Raw genomic sequence first — 18,328 nt, 5'->3', positions numbered from 1 at the left:
AAAAACTATTCTAAGGTTCGGGGTTGATCTACAACTAAATTTAGAGCGTTTTGATAAAGTGTGAACCAATATCTATCAAGATTGAGAGGATAAAACACACTTTCTGGCGGAATTTCAACTTGACTTTTTATTAAACTTAGATTAAAATTAAACTGATTTTGAAAGTGTAGAATTCGCCCTTGTTGATAGCCAAATGCTGGAACTGTTAACGACAGAGGTAAACTCCAACTCGGTTGAGTATAAGTCAGCCGACAGAGAATATTTTCGCCTTGAGAAACCGTCACCCTATTGTGTCCTTCCCACTTAAATTCTGCCAATTGTTTCGGAAGTCCCCAAATTTCTCGCCCCCCTGCAACCGAATCTTCATCATCAACATAAATATGAGAAATCCATCCGCCCCATTCACCCGAATACCTCACCAGTCCAGCACTAATAATCAGTTCATTGTATTCTAAACTAGAACCCGATTGATAAGTCGAAATATAAATTCCGCCGAGGGTTTGATTCGGCCAAGGAGAAATAATCTTGAAGGGCGAGGGAATCATCGGGCGAACTTTTGCCACATCAACCCATTGTAGAGTCTGAAGGGCATAACCTTTGAGAGTCCAGGGTGCGGCAGGATAGGTCATAATTTTTAAGGATTGAGAACATCAATTGTAGACTTGATCAATAATTGACCTATTTTTGTTACAAAAGTTTGCTGAATCCGGAAACGAATTTGCGAAAATAGAAATAGACCAATGGTCGAAGATTACAGTAATTATGAAGTATCCCGTTATTAGGGGAGCCTATGTTTACTCTATACCTATTCTGTTTAGTTGTGGGCGGTGTTTTTGTGGCATTAGCTGCTTTCGCCGGACTAGATGGCGTTGATTTTGATCAGGACTTTGATTCAGACATTACACTTGTTGATAAATCCGCTCAAACAGAAGAAAATAAATATATCCCCCGGAAGAACAGGCGACGCCCCCGAGGACTAGGATTACCGTTTTTCAGCTTGCGGTTTTGGACATTTGGTGGATGTTTTTTTGGTTTAACAGGAGTTATCCTTTCCCGACTGAACCCGGCGATGTCCCCTCAGTTGATTTTGTGGATATCAATTGCGGTTGGCGTTGTGAGTGGAACTGCGATGGTTTGGGCGTTACGTTTTCTGCAAAGACAACAAGCTGATAGTTTGGTACGCACCGATGATTTATTGGGTTTACCGAGTATAGTAGAAATCCCATTCGATCACAATAGTAGAGGCAAAGTGCGGTTAAGGATTAAAGGAACAACCCTCGATCTGATGGCGATGACAGAAGACTTAAAAGCATTTTCTCAAGGAGATCAAGCCTTTGTCGTCGGAGTCGAAAAAAACAAAGTCTGGGTTGTCTCTGAAGCTTCCTTTAGACAATCTTCAGAGGAGTAACTGGACTCCAAACCTCTCAAAAAAATCACATTAACCGATTACAATTGACTCTAAATCGCTAAAAAACTAGGAAAACAGATCCGTTCTCTCGTTGGAGTTACAGACCCATCATAAATATGCACAAAATCTTAGCCTTCATTTCATAAAATTATCCCCACGCCCTAAGCGGTGATTGACAAACACTCACTCAATCTCAAATTGATTCAGAGATTAACAAATCGGAACTCAACATTGTATCTATTCAACCTAAAAAAATGAACAATAAATTTGTAGCCTATGCTGAAGAAGACGCGATTTTAGTAGAAGTCGCGCAAGTTCAACCTGTGGAGTCTATCCCAACGAACCGCAGCGAATTACCTGCACAAATCTCCACCGCGTTACCCATCGCCCTGACCATTTTTGGTACTGTTATTCTGATTTGGTTTCTCAATACCTTTCTACAAATTTGTAAACCCAACGAAATTTTAATCCTCTCCGGTCGCAAAAATCGCAGTAAAGAAGGCGAAGTTGGTTATCGAGTAATTTTTGGCGGACGCACCATTTGTATTCCGATTTTGGAAACGGTCAAAACAATGGATCTGCGAACCATGCCCGTTCCCGTCGAAATCACCAACGCCTACTCCCGAGGTGGAACCCCTCTCCATATTCAAGCCATTGCCAATGTGAAAATCTCCAGTGATCGGGCAATTGTGGGTAATGCCATTGAACGTTTTCTCGATCGCGATCGCTCTGAAATCTCCCGAGTCGCCCGTGAAACCCTAGAAGGCAACCTGAGAGGTGTTGTCAGTACCCTCACCCCCGAACAACTCAACGAAGACCGCCTACGCTTCGCCCAACGCATCGCTGAAGACGTTTCTCGCGATCTCAGCAAACTCGGTTTACAGCTTGATACACTCAAAATTCAAAGCGTTTCCGATGACGTTGATTATCTCAAATCGATTGGACGTCGGCAAATTGCCCTGATTATGCGAGATGCAGAAATCGCCGAGTCTAACGCCCTGGCTGAAGCTGAACAAATCGAAGCCGACTGCAAACGACAATCCGAAGTCGCCAAAACTCAAGCCCTATCTATTATTCAACAAAAAGACAACGAACTGCGAAAAATCAAAGCTGAACTCGAACAGCAAGCCCGTTCTGAGGAAGAACGCACCATCGCTGCCGCTAAAGAAGCCCGCGCCCGTGCCGAACAACTCCTACAAACGGTTCGCGCTGAATTAGAACGGTTACGCTTAGAAGCAGATGAAGTCTTACCTGCTGAAGCCGAACGTCAAGCCAAGGAACTGCAAGCTAAAGGAAAAGCCGCACCGTTGATCGAAAATGCTCAGGCTGAGGCCCTTGTTAACGATTTGCTCTCCAAAGTTTGGCATGATATGGATCAAGATGCCTCCGAATTGTTCTACTTGCAGCAAATTGAAATGATCCTCAAAGAAGCTGCAAAAGTTCCTAGCCGAGTAGAACTTCGCAATGTCAATGTGATTGATAATGGCGACGGGAAATCAATTGCGAGTTTAGTAAAAGCTTATCCTGAAATCTTTAGTCAGTTCCTCGATAGTGTGGATCACATCTTAGGGGTAAAAGTTGCCGCCACTCGCGCCGAAACCAATGGACGCAAAAAACCTCAAGAATTTACCCTGAACAATTAGTGATTTTGACGACCCATAAACTCATTCATTCAAAACGATGGAAATTATCATTGCATTACTCGCAACATTAGGTTTAGGTACAGGTGCCGGAGCATTTATTATTCGCAACCTTTACTATGTTTGTCAACCCAGCGAAGTGCTAATTTTTGCAGGTGGACATCGGCGTGTAGAGGACAGAGAAGAAGTTGGATATCGTTTGGTTAAAGGCGGAAGTAGCATTCGAGTTCCCCTACTTGAACAGGCTTTTCGGATGGATTTAACCAACATGATTATTGAGTTGAAAGTTGCCAATGCTTACTCAAAAGGGGGAATTCCGCTCACGGTTGAAAGTGTAGCTAATATTAAAATTGCTGGGGAAGAACCGACGATTCATAATGCCATTGAACGTTTACTCGGTAAAACCCGCAACGAAATCGAACAAATGGCAAAAGAGACTTTAGAAGGGAATTTACGGGGGGTATTAGCAAGCTTAACTCCTGAACAGGTCAACGGTGATAAGTTGGCTTTTGCTAAAAGTTTATTAGAAGAAGCTGAGGATGATTTAGAACGGTTAGGGTTGATTTTAGATACCCTACAAATTCAAAATATTTCTGATGAAGTCGGTTATCTCGATTCTATCGGACGTCAACAACAGGCTGAACTCCTCCGGGATGCTCGCATGGCTGAAGCCCAAGCCCAAGCCACTTCGGTGATTCGGAATGCAGAAAACAAGAAAAATACATCTCTCAAACAGTTAGAAACTGAGATAGAAGTCGCTCGCGCCGAAGCTGAACGTCGAGTTAAAGATGCGATGACTAAGCGAGATGCGGTGATTGCTGAATCTGAGTCGGAAATTGCTTCAGAAGTAGCCCGAACTCAGGCTGAACTTCCGGTTCAAAAAGCACGGATTATTCAAGTTGAACAGAGGCTACAAGCTGATATTGTGGCACCAGCAGAAGCAGAATGTAAACGTGCAATTGCCCGTGCAAAAGGAGATGCAGCTCAGATTATTGAAGAAGGAAAAGCCAGAGCCGAAGGGACTCAACGGTTAGCGGAATCTTGGAAAGCCGCAGGTACAAATGCCCGAGAAATTTTTCTCTATCAAAAACTGGAAGGATTGCTACAAACTCTTGTTTCTACAATTCCTGAAGTTGAGGTGGATAATCTCACGGTTATTAATAGTGAAAATGGGACTAATGCCACAAAAATTGCCGGATTTTTAGAACAGTTGCGTCAAACGACTGGAATCGATGTTGCCGATGCAGTTCGCAATGTGAGTCAACCTCGTTCACCTGACAACAGTATGGAGCAATTAGACCTCTTAAAAAAGGGAAAATCTTTGCCAACTTATGGGTCTAACTCAACCGGAACAAATGAAGAATTTTTGAAGTCTGTTCAATCAGAAGTTCAACAATTCCTCACTCAAATTGCTGAAAACACACAAACGAATATAGAAGCTGAACGCGCTGTTGAGCAGAAGATTAAAACGGATGCACAATTCAAATTACGTTTGCAAAAAGCTCTAAACATGGGGGGTCAAGACACTTTCAAGACGATGTTTAGTCATTCTAAAGTTTACATTCCGACTGCAATGGTTCAGAGTTGGTTAGAGCAAGCATAAATTCTGTTTAGGGTAGGGTAGGCAATGCTTACCTTACTTTACTTTTGAGACTTGAGCGACTTCCAAATCAATTAAAAGCCTCCTTCCGATTTATCACTGGAAGAAGGCTTTTACATATTATCCTGGCATCGAGCTATTTTCCCAGGCAGCTACCCACCAAGTATCTTCGCCGTGTCAACGTTTCACATCCGAGTTCGAGATGGATCGGTGTGGTTCCATCGAGCCATAGACACCAGAAAAGCTTTAAAATGCTTTTTTAGGTCTTTTGTGCTAACGAGCAGCTTCCTTTCCGTTAGGTTAGGCGTTTTGCTGTTTCTCTTGCACACTTCAACTACTATATAGCCTTTCTTTGAGCTTGTCAACCCCCCGAAGTCAAAATTTTTTCGTGTCGTTGTCCTTGAGCGAACTTTAACTCACTCCGAAGCTGTCCCGTGAAAATGACCCCCAACCGGATAGATGAGCTTTGTTTTTTCCCGTCAGGGGTTGGCGATGTCTCAACACAGACGACCTTCATTGTTGACCTTGCGGTTAAATTTCACTCATTTACAAATCAAATTTCTTCACAGGTCCGCAATCGGATTGATTACAGTCTGAACTTCCCATTCCGTTGCTTTCAACCTCCTAAACAAGACACTGATTATACAAAAATTGAACGATTCTCACGAAAGGGGTTTGATCACTCTCCCCTTGCCACATTCTGATAAGATAGAAAGATAATTTTTCCGTTCTTTTACTATCCCAGAGAGTTATATGAGCTTGAAACGTTTACCCAATATTCTCATCGCCTGTGTGTTGGCATTGTCGCTGTTTGTTTCCGGTTGCAATGCAACGATGACCTCTGCTCCTCCAACGGCAGATCAATCCAATTCAGGCGGCCAAATCGTGGCGGAGGAACCTGTGTCGGGGGGTGAGTTTAATAAATTTTTCCCAAAAAGTCAGGGAGACTATAAAGTTAATTTTCGTCAGGAAAAATCAGGATTTGCTCAGGCCAAAGTTTCTGAAGGAGGTGAAGAAGTCGCCTTACTTTCGATTAATGATACAGCCAATAATCCCACGGCGGCTTCTAAATTTCAAAACAGCAATAAGAGTATTGCCGGATATCCGGCTGTGACTCAAGGTAGCAATACAACTGCTCTTTTAGTCGCGAATCGCTATCAGGTAAAAGTCACCTCTAAGAGTTTGAGTGATAGCGAACGTGAACAATGGTTAACTCAGTTTAATTTGACGGGTTTAGCCCGAGTTAAGTAAACTGTTTTTTGGAGAGTCCCAGACAACTTTGTTTTTTTGGTCGCTAAAAGCTCAAAAACTAGAGCTAAAAAAGGAGAATTATTGTGAGTAAATCAATTATTGAGTTAGTCGATGAACTGCCGACGGGTGGTATTACCGTTATGGTGTTGAGAGGTTTGGATTTTGCGGTTCCTGGCGAATGGGAGAATGTTGTTGGTTTTGCCAATACAGTCGAAAAATACACGGGAGAAACTGATCCAGCCTTAGTTCAACAAATTAGTGAACGGGCATTATGGCTGTATAATGATAAGTCTGAAGGATATCAACGGGCATTGTGGTTATATCAGACTATTGATAGTGCAGGAACAGCTTTAGGAACCGCAGCTTTAGCCAATAAAATTGGTGAACAGGTCAGTTTTTTGGGGATTTTAAATAAACTAACACCCAAAGCGGATAAAGCCCAAGCGATTGATTTATCGTTAAAAGTTGTCGTTGAATTAGTTGCTTTTTGTCAGATTAATGGAATTCCTGGTGATAGTATTGGGGATTTTGTTGGGGCTTTATCAGACTATGGCGGTGAAGCATTAATGCGGATGGCGGCGTTGGTCTGTTTGGATGGTTTAATTCCTTTAGGGCCGAATTTTCTACAAGCTGTATTAGAAAAAATTGAAAGTCTCACGCCGAAAGAATTAGAAAAACATGAAGGCTTTAAGCGGATTAATCCCATGATTCCCGGCGAGAACCCTGAAGGGAAATTGAACTTCATTCAAGAAAGTGTTCATTCCGTTACGGGTTGGATGGGAAATTTTGTCGCTCAACGAGATTTAACCCCCGAAAAGGTCGTGAATAATCTGCAAAACTTTGTTGATATTAGTAACGACAAACTCGATTATGTGGCGGCGTTTCTCGATATGACCACGAATTACTACACTCATACAGGTGTACAAACTTTAACCCGTCGTTTAGTTGAACGGGCTTATGCGGAAATTTAACCCTTGAAACTCAAGTTTGACAGCCTGTCTTTTGACGCACTTTAACCCCTGACTTACAATCCAACTACTGAATTTTTAATGTAAGTTTTTTAGTCAGGAGTTGTATTCTTAAATGAGCATTAGGTGTTTTCTCACATTAGCTACAGTTGTGACTGTAATTTTGTTTGGAAATTCACTGAGTCGGGGTGAAGTGCAAAGAAGTTTAGCAGTTGAACTGTCTCACGAATCTCACGGAGAACATGGTCACGGACAAGGGATGAATCACAATCACGAACCGATGGAAATTCCCGAGGGTCAACCCATTCCCAGCGTTGATTTGGTGGTTCATCCTGATCAGATGAAAGGATGGAACTTGGAGGTGAAAGTCTCGAATTTTCGCTTCGCACCCGAACACGCCAGCAGCAATGACCGCCCCGGAGAAGGACACGCTCACTTATACGTTAACGGAGAAAAAATTACGAGAATTTATGGAAACTGGTATTATCTTGGTACTCTCGAACCTGGACAAAATCAACTGCGAGTGAATTTGAATTCCAATGATCATAAACAGTTAGTCCATCAAGGTCAACCGATTGAGGATGTAGAAGTGATCGAGGTCGATGCTTCAGCCAATTGATCGGGTCAATGTTCTATTTTTTTCGCGATCTGGCTAGACTTCCCCTCAGAGAACGGTATAATAAGATGGGCATTTTGCTCCGAAGTTCGTAGCAGTCAGTGATGGGGTGATTGATCACTTCTCTTTTCTCTGAATCTAGAGAAAAAACCGATACGCTGATTACTAATTCTCGTGAGTTGTTGCTGAGATTTGAGCAAGGAAATATCAATGTCAGAAGAAACTGAATCTAAAAAGCCAGCAGCGAAAAAAGAAAAGCCGCCTGCCGTTGAAGATAAACCCTTTCCTGAGTTTATCGAACAGCATTATATTCCCGCTTTGCGAGATGCGTTGACCAGTCAAGGTCTTGAGGACTTGGAGTTGAAATTTGCCAAGGAAAAGCTTCCTGCCAGTGTAGGGACTTCTGAACCCTGTTGGCAAGTGATGGGTCAATGGAAAGGGGGTAAACGTCAATTTAATGTTTACTTCCCCAATGAAGATATTAAAGCTCAAAAGGTATTCTCTTGCGCGGATAATGGTTCTAAGCCCAGTGGAATTGAGCCGTTTTTGGGAGATGAACGTCGCATCAACCTGTCTTTGCTGGTGTTTGGTGTGGTTCAGCGACTGAATGCTCAGAAGTGGTTAAATCGAAATTAGAGGCAATAAAATTATTCTCTCCTCGCTTCTAGATTGCTATTGAATTCGATTGAGCGGAAGTCAGTTTTTCAAAGAATGCTGACTTCTTTATTTTTGAGTGCGGCGAATTGTTAAGTTTTATCAAAATCATTATAATTTACAAATAAATACCCCTATTAATTACCCAGTCTGAAATTATGGTTGAGAAAGTTCAAAAGTCAGAACAAGAGTGGAAACAACAACTCACTCCCGAACAGTTCAAAGTTACCCGTAAACACGGAACAGAACCAGCTTTTACAGGCAAATATCACGACAATAAACAATCGGGAACCTACAAATGCGTCTGTTGTGGGACTGAGTTATTTACCTCCGAGGCTAAATATGATTCAGGAACAGGTTGGCCGAGTTTTTGGAAACCTGCTAGCGAAGAAAACATTAGCTACAAAGAAGATAGTAGCCTGTTTATGAAACGCACAGAAGTCTTATGTGGAGCTTGCGATGCTCATCTGGGTCACGTCTTTAATGATGGCCCTGCTCCCACAGGTCAACGTTATTGCATGAACTCCGCCGCCCTTGACTTTGTTCCGAGTGAGTCCTAACAACCGAAGGTGGAGTGATGGGGTGATGGGGTGATCTTCCCTGTAGCAAGATTGCCTTTTGTCGCATTGTTTTTTCAATTTCATTCAATTGAGCATTGGGACAACCCAACCTGACGGGTTGCCCCTAATTGTCATCAATGAATCAAGTTTTTAGGAGACTCGCTCCCATTCACGCTAGGGCTTTGTTTTAATTGTGACCGGGCCGTTAACCATTGTTTGGCAAGCGAGTCGATAACTTTCCGGTTTTTTCTTGAGAATACGCTTTTCGGTATCAGTACGAGGGGAGAGATTTTCCATTCCTTCAACCACTTCAACAATACAAGTCCCACATTGACCATAACCCCCACAATTCATCATTTTACCCATGAAAGTATAGAGGTCAATTTGCTTTTCTAGGGCTTTAATCCTCAAGTTGGCTCCGTCGGCTGCAATAATTTCCTGATTTTCGTTGACAAATTTAATGTTAGCCATTCGAGATTCCTGAATTCAATTTCTTTAAACTTATAAAAAAATGTTAACAAAATGAGGGCATTCGTGATTATGTGATAAGCGTACATAACCGAACACACCTACATTGCAAGTTAGAGACAAGAAGCTTTATTAGGGCAATGCTTGCAGATTGTTATCCGGAAGATTGCTCACCGCGCGTTGTAAACGAGACAAAGCCCGGTTATAACCAATCACCGCCTGTAGCAACTGGTTTTGAGCGCGAGTTAAATCCGTTTCTTGGTTAATCACATCAAGCTGAGTTCCCACACCCGCCTGAAACCGTAACCGAGCCAAACGTAACGCTTCTGTCGCTTCTTCAACCCCTAAATTCGCCACACCAATATTTTCAAACGTCGCCTGCAAGTCATAAAACGCACTTTCGACTTCTAAGCGAATATCATTGATTAATTCAGAATACCGTTCCTCAGCGATCGCAATATTAATCTCCTGCTGACGAGCATTTGCTTTGGCTAAACCGCCATCAAAGAAATTCCAGCGCATTTGTAACTGAACGTCGTAACCATCCGCCCAACCTTGGTTCGCAAACGGATCGCTGTTATCGGATAATACTCCTAAAACATTATAATTGGCGACGGTCGTTAAATTCGGTCGTTGAGCAGCACGGGCAGCAATGCGTCTTTGTTCAGCGAGGTTGCGGTTCACCAATTCCTGTTCTAGTTCCGCTCGGTTGTCATAAGCGAGGACAATACTTTCCTCTAAGGTGAAATCCCAAGCCCCAGCCAAGGCGATCGCATCTGCTGCAATCAAGTTAACATTTTGACTAACATTCAAAATATTCGCCAATTCTCGCCGTCGGGTTCTTTGGTTACTAATCGCATTGGTGAGATCCTGCTGAACTCGGGATAAAGTGACTCGCGCCTGCAACACTTCAAACCGAGTTCCTACCCCCGCTCGTTCCAAAGCTTCTGCATCTTCCAAACTTTTTTGGGAGTTCCGAACCGCAGCCCGTTGAATCTCAACTTCAGCATCAGCTTCCTGCAAATTATAATAGGCTTCGGTCACATCCAGACGTAACTGTTCGACACTGCGTTCAAACTCCAACCGCGCCAAACGCAACTGTTCTTCTGCGGCTTGAATTCGCGCCCCACGCGCCCCACTCAGGTCAAAATCATACTGGAATTGGAATGTATTCTCAAACGTAGTCACCCCAAAGGTTCGGGAAAAACTGATGGCTTGTCGTTGTTCCTGTTGTTGATCTTCATTTTGCTCGTTTTGCTCTCGAATACGTTCATTGGCAATCCGAGTCTCACGGTTTCTTGCGGAGTTGGCAATATCGTTGGCCGCACTGAACGAACGAGTAATCGTTGAAATCCAGCTTAGAGTCGGATAAAGATCCGCTTGCGCTTGTCTGAGAGCGGCTAAATTTTGTTCAACTTGCAATTCAAACACCCGAATTTCTTCGTTATTACGTCGAGCCAAGTCCACCGCTTGCGATAAAGTAATCGGTACAGTTTCTTGAATTTCGACTTCCCGAGGCCGATTTGGAGTATACAAAGGATTAGAACTCGGTAACGTAATCGGGGGCGGATTGGTTTGTAAGATACCGCTAGGAGTCGGCTGGGGAAAGGGTTCGTTTGGGGGACTCAGATCAGGAGTTTCTAGGGTTGGGGTGTCGCCTGCTTGAGCAATCTGGGGAGGTTTCCCCGAAATACTTTCAGGAAGAAGTTGAGAGAGTTCAAATAAGTTTGGAGTTGAGTTGCTAGATCTCCGTTGATTGTTTAAAGGAGCAGAAGAAACAGATGGCTGTGGTGATGAGAGTCTCTGAGAGGTTGTATTTGGACTTAATGAGGTGGGGATACTACTGTTGCTCGGAGTTGAGGGTTTAACAGCATTTTCTTTAAACACTGTTTCCTCTGAAGCCTGAGAATTGTCTACAGTTGGCTGTTGTGAACTAGCAGAGGTGAAATTATTGATAATTGATGGTTGTGATGCTGAACTTGAGGATTTAACCGCATTTTCTTTAAATACCGTTTCCTCTGAAGACTCGGAATTGTCTACAGTTGGCTGTTGTGAACTAGCAGAGGTGAAATTATTGATAATTGATGGTTGTGATGCTGAACTTGAGGATTTAACCGCATTTTCTTTAAATACCGTTTCCTCTGAAGACTCGGAATTGTCTACAGTTGGCTGATCTGAACTAGCAGAGGTAAAATTATTGAGAATTGACGGTTGTGATGCTGAACTTGAGGATTTAACCGCATTTTCTTTAAATACCGTTTCCTCTGAAGACTCGGAATTGTCTACAGTTGGCTGATCTGAACTAGCAGAGGTAAAATTATTGAGAATTGACGGTTGTGATGCTGAACTTGAGGCAGTCGGTTTAACGGGATTTTCTTTAAACACCGTTTCCACTGAAGCCTGAAGATTTTCAGAAGTTGGCTTGTCGGAACTCGAAGAAATAAATTTATCGAGAATTCTGGGTAGAGTTGAACCGATGACAACGGATTTAGTTGGATTTTGCTTCAACACCTTTTCTAGAGAAGATTCCGCCTTATTGAGTGTCAGATTCTCCTCCGTCGTTGAAGTTGTAAAATGATTGATAATCGCCCGGGGAGAAGTCGGTTTAACGGGATTTTGTTTGATAGAAACTTCGACAGTATTAGAAACAGAATCCGGCGGAGAGGGTTCTGGTGAAGCTTCTAAGGGTTGATTTGGGGCTGGGGTTGCATCTGCGGTAGATTGGGCTGATCGAGTTTTAGTTAAATTTTGTTTAAAACTCGTTTGGGAAATCGAGTTTTGACCCTGAGATTCAATCGACGTCGGGACTGCTATCCCTTGTCCTAAATAAATAAATGTAATCGCGCCGCTCACTCCCACAGCCAATAAATTTTGAAAAACAGGCATAAGTTTTTTTACTGCGTCTGCAAGTCCAGAAACAATTTTAGTGCAATCAGGGTATGCTGCTACACAGAATTAAGCTGAAAAAGTGCGAGATAATAAAAAATTGCAGTCGAGTTACTACAAGCGTCCAGCAACAACCATCCAGCATCAACGATTAATCGTTCAAAGCTTTAGAGATTAATGCTTCGACATCAGTTACAGGCAAAATCGGGGTTTGAAGTTGCTGAGACAGTTCGGCTACACTCATATCATCGAGAAAGAGGGTATCTTCGTGTTTGAGCATCACCGACGGTAGTAGTATGCAATCACCTAAATTTTTTCCTTGAAGACCCTGAAGTAAATCTTGACCCGTGAGTAACCCTGTTACCGTGATGGTTTGTCCCCAGTATTGACTGCATAGGGCGATCATGTCAACTGTCAATCCAGAAATTTGGTTAAACCGTTCAACGACAGGTGCAAACGCGACTTCTACTGCATTTCCTACAACCCAAGTGAATCTTCGAGGGGTTTGTCTGTGATTGGGAAATTTAGCGATCGCAATTTCAAATTCTTGCAGAAATTTACGAATTGAACCGACTCCATTCCCAATTTGCGGATAATCTTGATAATGGGAAGTTGGGGGTAACGGTTGACGAGCAATTAAAAACCATTCATCAGCTAACCATACACAATTTTTGTCATATTTTTGCTGAAGTTTTTCTTGTATGGTTTGCACTTGAGTAATAACTTCTGTCGCTTTTTCTGGAGTTACAGGAATTAATTCATCTTCGGGAGGACGAAACCGAGTTAACCCCACCGGAACCACTGCAACCGAAGCAACAGTCGGAATTTCTCCGGTATGAAACCCGGCTAAATCTTGTAGAGTTGTTTCGAGATGTTGACCATCATTAATTCCCGGACAAACTACCACTTGAGCGTGAATTTGGAGACGATTTTCTTGAAACCATTGAAGTTGTTTTAAAATTTCCCCCGCCCGAGAATTTTTCAACAAACGAACTCGCACATCCGCTTCTGTGGCGTGAACAGAAACATAAAGCGGGGAAAGTCGCATTTGCGCGATTCGTTGCCATTCTCGTGGCGGTAAATTAGTTAACGTTAAATAAGAACCGTATAGAAAACTCAGGCGATAATCATCATCTTTAAGATAAAGTGTTTCTCGTTTTCCGGGAGGTTGCTGATCGATAAAACAAAACGGACAACGATTATTACATTGAATTAAACCATCAAATAATGCCGTTTCAAACTCTAATCCCAAATCCTGATCATAGTCTTTCTCGATTTCCACCTGATGAACTTTTCCCCGACTATCGAGAACTTCGAGTTCTAAAATTTCATCTGCACAGAAAAATTGATAATCGATTAAATCACGGGGATGCTGTCCGTTAATAGAAATAATTGCATCTCCGGGTTCAAAACCCATTTCATCCGCAATCGAATCCGGAAGAACTTTAGTAATTTGAGCGGGACGAAATGAACGGTTACTCATCTTATTTGTTCCTTTTAGATGTTAGGAGTTAGTTGAGAGTTCGGACAACCAACCCCTAACAATTGAATGATGCACCATGTAACTGTTTTAACTATTTTCGATAGCCCCTCCAGCAACCGCCGCGATAATGGCGACTCCAAAAGCCAATCGATACCAAACAAAAATCCAAGTATTCTGAGTTTGTAGATAACGAATTAACCAAGCGATCGCCAGGTAGGAAAATAAAGCTGATGAAATCAAGCCTGCAACCAGGGGAACGCCAGCAATACTCCCTAATCCTTCATCTAACAACCCTTTTAATTCTACTAAACCTGCCAAAGTAATCGCCGGAATTCCTAAAAGAAAAGAAAATCGAGCCGCAGTCGCCCGTTCCAGCCCCATAAAAAGTCCAGCAGTAATGGTTGAACCAGAGCGGGAAACCCCAGGAACCAAGGCTAAAGTTTGAGCCAATCCCATTAATACCCCATCTCGCACATCAAGCTGTTCATAATTACGCTTACGAGTGCCGATTTTTTCCGCTAATCCTAAGAGTAATGCCATGACAATAGAAGCGATTGCAATGGATAGGATACTGCGTAAGGGAGAGTTATCAAAATCGGGAATGAAAATTTTAATCAGCAAGCCAAAAAAAACAATCGGTATTGTTCCTAAAGCAATTCCTAAAGCAAGACGAAACTCCGAAGATTGATAATCTGAATGGGTAATGGCTTTAAATGCACCAACTGTAACTTGTGTTAAGTCATTCCAAAAATACGACAGCACTGCGGCAATACTTCCGAGTTGAATCACTGCCGTGAACGCAACACCCGGATCTCCCCAACCCAATGCTACGGGTACAACCTTTAAATGCGCTGTACTACTAATGGGTATAAACTCGGTTAGTCCTTGTACCAACCCTAAGATAATTGCGCGAAATACATTAATATCTGTTGTTGTAACTACAGTTGATGGTTCCACAAGCTTTTACACGACAAAGGTGAACGATTGGTGGTGAACAATCCCTATGGTGTATCACCTAATAATAGTCTGGCATTCTCCTTTAGTAACGGCAAGTCTAATGGCTATGAGAAACCAATTTAAAACTCCCTTAAATCCAGATTGATTAAGCTTTGAGATGACAACCCAACCTCTGATCATCAACTGAGTTTAATCTAGTCATCAATCTCTCCTCCTTTCCCCTGTACCCCTTCAATAATTCGGGACAGTTCGCTTTTTTCATTGACACTAATTCGAGTCGGAGAACCGCTAATAATTCGTTCATACTCCCGGAAAGAATCAGTGATCAGAGGGCCTTTATCGGTAATCGTATATTCTCGGATGCCTTTATCGTGCCATGAGCCTCTCATTTTAAACACGTTGAGCGCGCGAGACATTTCCCCTCGAATTTCTACATATTGCAGCATCAAAATGGTATCAGTGATCGTAGAAATATGAGAATCAGTAATTGAGTTAGACCCCATAAACTGATCCGTTGTGTTGGTAAAAAATCCAGTAATTTCCTCTTGTTTGGCGTATCCTGTCACCCCAATTACAAACTGTCGAAACGCATTATTACTCACCCCCCGAGCGAGGGCAGATAAAGAATCAATGGCAATTCGAGCAGGCTTAAATTCTGTAATTTCTGATTTAATAATTTGCAGATGATCTTCTACTCCGGCAGATTCGGGATAACTACACAAAATCCGGAGTAATCCTTTCTGTTCCATGTCTTCAAAGTCAATCCCCCAGGAGTTGGCATTTCTCAGCAATTGAGCGCGAGATTCTTCATAGGCAAATAAAATGGCTCGTTCACCGTTTTTACAAGCATTATTGAGGAAAACACTCACCAGTAAAGTTTTTCCGGTTCCTGTTGCACCCGTTGCCAAAATAATTGAGTCTTTAAAAAATCCACCTCCACACATTTGATCGAGGGTTTCATTTCCAGAGGAAACTCTCACATTAGAAGAACGTTGAGTCAATCGCATTGCGCCCAAGGGGAAGATACTAATGCCGTTATTGGTAATGGTAAAAGGGAATTCTCCTTTCATGTGAGTAGTTCCCCGTAGTTTGAGAATTTCCATCGTTCGGCGACGACGTTCTCCCTCTAAAACATTGCGGACAATAATCACATTATCAGAAACAAATTCTTCAACGCCAAAACGAGCAACCGGACCATATTCTTGTTCTCGTTCGGTTGTCATGATCGTCGTTGCTCCGACTTGTTTTAAGCGAGCCACCAAGCGAAAGATTTCCCGTCTAACCACGCCTGCGGCTTCGTATTGTTGGAAAACCGCAGTTACGGAGTCAATCGAAACTCGTCTGGCTTTGTATTTGCGAATCGCGTATTGAATCCGTTCAATCAGAGCAGACAAATCAAAGTTGCCAACAATATCTTGTCCTTCCGGATCAGGAGAAGCATCTAAAATAAACAGTTTTCCTTGTTCGACTAATTCTTGTAAATCCCAACCAAAACTAGAGGCGTTTTTAATAATATCATTAGGAGATTCTTCAAAAGTAACAAAAATACCAGGTTCATCAAAATTGATAATTCCGTTGTAGAGAAACTGAACGGCAAACAGCGTTTTACCTGTGCCGGATGTCCCACTGACTAAAGTTGTTCTTCCTAAGGGCATTCCCCCATGACTAATATCATCAAATCCTTCGACCATCGTTCGGATTTTTTGAACGCCAATCAGTTTACGTCCATTTGTCTTCGCGTTTTGACTGCTTTCACTCATAATCTTTAGGTTTTAAAAATCCACCTCTAAATTAATGCTAAAATACGATTTGCCTATTGCTACATTTACCACAAAACATGGATGGACTGTGTAGATTGTTGGCTCAAATGCCAAAGTCAGGGGGTTGGCTCAGAAATTGGCTAGACGATTTAGCGCTATATCAAGATTCAGTTTAGAGGTTTAGTCCATCATCACCAAGTTCTTCATAGAGTAGGTCAAGTCCGATCAATACTTTTTCTCGATCTGAGAGGTCGCCAATGATTTTTCGCACAGGTGGAGGTAAAATTTTAGAAAGGGTCGGTGTGGCAAGAATCTTGTCTTCCTCGGCAAGTTGAGGATTTTTCAGAACGTCAATGACTTTGAGTGCATAAACGCCCTGAAACTCTTGTTCTAAGATTTCTTTTAGGGTTTTGAGCGCTCGTACAGAGTTCGGGGTATTTCCGGCAACGTAGAGTTTGAGAACATAGGTTTTTTTTAAAGGACTCATAGATTTTCAAGGATAACTTGACAGATAGATTTTATCGTGAATGGTTTTCTTCTGTTCCTTGATCTCCGATTTGTTGGTTATTGACTAAAAGTTGGATTTTTTAACGTCTAGAATGATCTCCTCTAGAAGTCGGATGTATCGTTTCAACTTTTAAAGATCGACAGAAGAACTAGGACTCTCTTGGAATAGAGCGTCGATACATTTCACACAAATGAGCGACCATATCGATTAATGTAAGACGGTAATCCAACAAGACATCTTCGCTGCGTCCTTCTAATTTCAATTGTTTGGAAAAGTTATCCATCAGCTCCATATGAATTTCCACAATCCGAGTCACGGGAACATCGGCAAAGAATGCAATATTAACATATTCATCAATTTTATTGTTAAGGGCTGGATCTCCGGAAAAATAACTTAAAACAATCTGCCGATATTTTAATTTAAGTTGTTCGAGTAATTCTTGGCGTTCGGCTGGAGGCAAATTCCGCAGAAAGTTTTGAGAACTGCGCTTATAGTAGACTCCTAAGTATCCCAACCGCTCATGTAGTTTATCGGCGAGTCTTTTTTGTTGACGCATGATAAAGTTTGTCAACTCTGTCGGTGTATCAACATCAAGGGAGTCATCCGTCAGACGAGTCGTAACGGCTTGGGTAATAAATTGACTGATCGCTTTGTCTACATAACCACTGATCTGATTGAGTTGGTTGACTCCCATACGAACTTCACTGCTGTGATAGATGTAGTTAAGCGAGTCTGAAAAAGATTGAGTCGAAGCAGAGGTTTCACTTTGAGCAGTGGGTTGAGAAGACTTGATCTGAGGATCAAGAATAACAGTCGGTAAAGAGATCCCTTGCTGTTGAAATTGATCTACCAACAGCGTCAGATCCATATCTACTTGTACGATTAAGCAATCGAGTTGTTCTCTTTCTTGACTCACGTATTGCAGTAACTCCTCAACGGAATCAACCAGAGTGACAGCATAGCGATCACTCTGCAAACTAGACATCACAGAATCAGCTATCGATTCTGAGGGTACAAATACACAGATCGAAAGATGTGGACGCCATACGGCGGCATGGGTTGAAGTTAAGTTACCCGCTAGAGAGTCGCTCAGAGATCCAGTCTCCTTTACTAACATTTCGAGATTCTATAAAAGATTTAATCATAAATTGTAACTAATCTTAACCGTGCAATTTGCCAAATCTTTTACACCAGAACAGCCGCTTGTCACTCAAACCGGGATCATCGGAACCCTTGATCTCGTTCATCGGCTATAAATTTACAGACAAGCTGCCTATTCTACAAGAATCTATAGTTTACAATTGTAACTGTTTTCTGACTCGTGAACTACTCACACTGACCGCCGCGGTACAATGTGAGCTTCTGATTTCTCAGCCCGATGCCCTTTCACCGTCGCGGTTATCTGGTCTTAAACAGGCTCCCTCAGCAGAGACGGGGTTCCCTCCGCCAAAATGTATTATTCTGATGCCTTCATTTCTTATGTTGAGTGCGGCGTTACTGTCACAATCGTGGTGAGTTTTACAGTTAAGACAATCCCATTCTCTGATATTTAGAAGCAGCGAATCCACA

Annotated in this window: 16 protein-coding genes and 1 rRNA gene; 8 read left to right on the top strand and 9 right to left on the bottom strand. The window is 42.3% G+C overall.

Annotated elements, in window-relative coordinates:
- Positions 1-5 precede the first annotated feature (5 nt).
- Positions 6-629, bottom strand: coding sequence for an acetoacetate decarboxylase family protein (locus M595_RS13430; protein WP_023066836.1), 624 nt, complete (start codon positions 627-629; stop codon positions 6-8).
- A 161-nt stretch (positions 630-790) separates the two neighbouring features.
- On the opposite strand from M595_RS13430, the gene M595_RS13425 reads away from it, so the two are divergent.
- The 3 genes from M595_RS13425 to M595_RS13415 all read left to right on the top strand — a co-directional run bounded on the left by M595_RS13425 (position 791) and on the right by M595_RS13415 (position 4,651).
- Positions 791-1,408, top strand: a complete 618-nt coding sequence (locus tag M595_RS13425) for a hypothetical protein (RefSeq protein ID WP_023066835.1) — start codon at positions 791-793, stop codon at positions 1,406-1,408.
- Between the two features lie 254 nt (positions 1,409-1,662).
- Positions 1,663-3,051: a flotillin family protein gene (locus tag M595_RS13420; RefSeq protein WP_023066863.1), complete on the top strand. Its 1,389-nt coding sequence runs from the start codon at positions 1,663-1,665 to the stop codon at positions 3,049-3,051.
- Positions 3,052-3,088: 37 nt separating this feature from the next.
- The gene (locus M595_RS13415) at positions 3,089-4,651 is read left to right on the top strand and encodes a flotillin family protein (RefSeq protein ID WP_023066815.1); all 1,563 of its coding nucleotides are present in this window, start codon (positions 3,089-3,091) and stop codon (positions 4,649-4,651) included.
- A 120-nt stretch (positions 4,652-4,771) separates the two neighbouring features.
- Here the strand turns inward: M595_RS13415 and rrf are convergent.
- Positions 4,772-4,888, bottom strand: a 5S ribosomal RNA gene (rrf, locus tag M595_RS13410).
- A 513-nt stretch (positions 4,889-5,401) separates the two neighbouring features.
- Between rrf and M595_RS13405 the strand changes: the two genes are divergently transcribed.
- The 5 genes from M595_RS13405 to msrB all read left to right on the top strand — a co-directional run bounded on the left by M595_RS13405 (position 5,402) and on the right by msrB (position 8,697).
- Positions 5,402-5,899: a hypothetical protein gene (locus M595_RS13405; protein WP_023066872.1), complete on the top strand. Its 498-nt coding sequence runs from the start codon at positions 5,402-5,404 to the stop codon at positions 5,897-5,899.
- Between the two features lie 83 nt (positions 5,900-5,982).
- Positions 5,983-6,870 carry a hypothetical protein gene (locus tag M595_RS13400; RefSeq protein WP_023066857.1) on the top strand — a complete coding sequence of 296 codons (888 nt, stop codon included), beginning with the start codon at positions 5,983-5,985 and terminating at the stop codon, positions 6,868-6,870.
- Positions 6,871-6,982: 112 nt separating this feature from the next.
- Positions 6,983-7,486 carry a hypothetical protein gene (locus tag M595_RS13395; RefSeq protein ID WP_040484082.1) on the top strand — a complete coding sequence of 168 codons (504 nt, stop codon included), beginning with the start codon at positions 6,983-6,985 and terminating at the stop codon, positions 7,484-7,486.
- A gap of 207 nt (positions 7,487-7,693) precedes the next feature.
- On the top strand, positions 7,694-8,119 hold the full coding sequence (locus tag M595_RS13390; RefSeq protein WP_023066816.1) for a DUF2996 domain-containing protein: 426 nt from the start codon (positions 7,694-7,696) through the stop codon (positions 8,117-8,119).
- A gap of 176 nt (positions 8,120-8,295) precedes the next feature.
- Positions 8,296-8,697, top strand: a complete 402-nt coding sequence (gene msrB / locus M595_RS13385) for a peptide-methionine (R)-S-oxide reductase MsrB (protein WP_023066822.1) — start codon at positions 8,296-8,298, stop codon at positions 8,695-8,697.
- 174 nt (positions 8,698-8,871) lie between these two features.
- On the opposite strand, the gene M595_RS13380 is transcribed toward msrB, so the two are convergent.
- The 7 genes from M595_RS13380 to M595_RS13350 form a co-directional block, all read right to left on the bottom strand.
- Entirely contained in the window at positions 8,872-9,168 is a 297-nt protein-coding gene (locus tag M595_RS13380) for a 2Fe-2S iron-sulfur cluster-binding protein (RefSeq protein ID WP_023066838.1), read from the bottom strand.
- Positions 9,169-9,297: 129 nt separating this feature from the next.
- Complete coding sequence (locus tag M595_RS13375) at positions 9,298-12,051, bottom strand: TolC family protein (RefSeq protein ID WP_023066821.1); 2,754 nt, start codon at positions 12,049-12,051, stop codon at positions 9,298-9,300.
- A gap of 151 nt (positions 12,052-12,202) precedes the next feature.
- The gene (locus M595_RS13370; protein ID WP_023066849.1) at positions 12,203-13,534 is read right to left on the bottom strand and encodes a TIGR03279 family radical SAM protein; all 1,332 of its coding nucleotides are present in this window, start codon (positions 13,532-13,534) and stop codon (positions 12,203-12,205) included.
- Between the two features lie 87 nt (positions 13,535-13,621).
- Positions 13,622-14,491, bottom strand: a complete 870-nt coding sequence (locus M595_RS13365) for an undecaprenyl-diphosphate phosphatase (RefSeq protein ID WP_023066877.1) — start codon at positions 14,489-14,491, stop codon at positions 13,622-13,624.
- A 194-nt stretch (positions 14,492-14,685) separates the two neighbouring features.
- Complete coding sequence (gene kaiC, locus M595_RS13360; protein WP_023066874.1) at positions 14,686-16,251, bottom strand: circadian clock protein KaiC; 1,566 nt, start codon at positions 16,249-16,251, stop codon at positions 14,686-14,688.
- 172 nt (positions 16,252-16,423) lie between these two features.
- Positions 16,424-16,738: a circadian clock protein KaiB gene (gene kaiB / locus M595_RS13355; RefSeq protein WP_009782897.1), complete on the bottom strand. Its 315-nt coding sequence runs from the start codon at positions 16,736-16,738 to the stop codon at positions 16,424-16,426.
- Between the two features lie 169 nt (positions 16,739-16,907).
- The gene (locus M595_RS13350) at positions 16,908-17,876 is read right to left on the bottom strand and encodes a circadian clock protein KaiA (RefSeq protein ID WP_023066844.1); all 969 of its coding nucleotides are present in this window, start codon (positions 17,874-17,876) and stop codon (positions 16,908-16,910) included.
- Positions 17,877-18,328 lie beyond the last annotated feature (452 nt).

It is taken from the genome of Lyngbya aestuarii BL J, from assembly GCF_000478195.2.
In the GTDB taxonomy this organism is placed as follows: Bacteria; Cyanobacteriota; Cyanobacteriia; order Cyanobacteriales; family Microcoleaceae; genus Capilliphycus; species Capilliphycus aestuarii.
Note: the sequence above shows the minus strand (reverse complement) of the source record. Positions and strands in the feature narration are given on the sequence as shown.

Bases quoted from the DNA above. Each gene is read 5' to 3' on its own strand.
- M595_RS13430 (WP_023066836.1), bottom strand. From the start codon at position 629: ATGACCTATCCTGCCGCACCCTGGACTCTCAAAGGTTATGCCCTTCAG.
- M595_RS13425 (WP_023066835.1), top strand. From the start codon at position 791: ATGTTTACTCTATACCTATTCTGTTTAGTTGTGGGCGGTGTTTTTGTG.
- M595_RS13420 (WP_023066863.1), top strand. From the start codon at position 1,663: ATGAACAATAAATTTGTAGCCTATGCTGAAGAAGACGCGATTTTAGTA.
- M595_RS13415 (WP_023066815.1), top strand. From the start codon at position 3,089: ATGGAAATTATCATTGCATTACTCGCAACATTAGGTTTAGGTACAGGT.
- M595_RS13405 (WP_023066872.1), top strand. From the start codon at position 5,402: ATGAGCTTGAAACGTTTACCCAATATTCTCATCGCCTGTGTGTTGGCA.
- M595_RS13395 (WP_040484082.1), top strand. From the start codon at position 6,983: ATGAGCATTAGGTGTTTTCTCACATTAGCTACAGTTGTGACTGTAATT.
- M595_RS13390 (WP_023066816.1), top strand. From the start codon at position 7,694: ATGTCAGAAGAAACTGAATCTAAAAAGCCAGCAGCGAAAAAAGAAAAG.
- msrB (WP_023066822.1), top strand. From the start codon at position 8,296: ATGGTTGAGAAAGTTCAAAAGTCAGAACAAGAGTGGAAACAACAACTC.
- M595_RS13380 (WP_023066838.1), bottom strand. From the start codon at position 9,168: ATGGCTAACATTAAATTTGTCAACGAAAATCAGGAAATTATTGCAGCC.
- M595_RS13375 (WP_023066821.1), bottom strand. From the start codon at position 12,051: ATGCCTGTTTTTCAAAATTTATTGGCTGTGGGAGTGAGCGGCGCGATT.
- M595_RS13370 (WP_023066849.1), bottom strand. From the start codon at position 13,534: ATGAGTAACCGTTCATTTCGTCCCGCTCAAATTACTAAAGTTCTTCCG.
- kaiC (WP_023066874.1), bottom strand. From the start codon at position 16,251: ATGAGTGAAAGCAGTCAAAACGCGAAGACAAATGGACGTAAACTGATT.
- kaiB (WP_009782897.1), bottom strand. From the start codon at position 16,738: ATGAGTCCTTTAAAAAAAACCTATGTTCTCAAACTCTACGTTGCCGGA.
- M595_RS13350 (WP_023066844.1), bottom strand. From the start codon at position 17,876: ATGTTAGTAAAGGAGACTGGATCTCTGAGCGACTCTCTAGCGGGTAAC.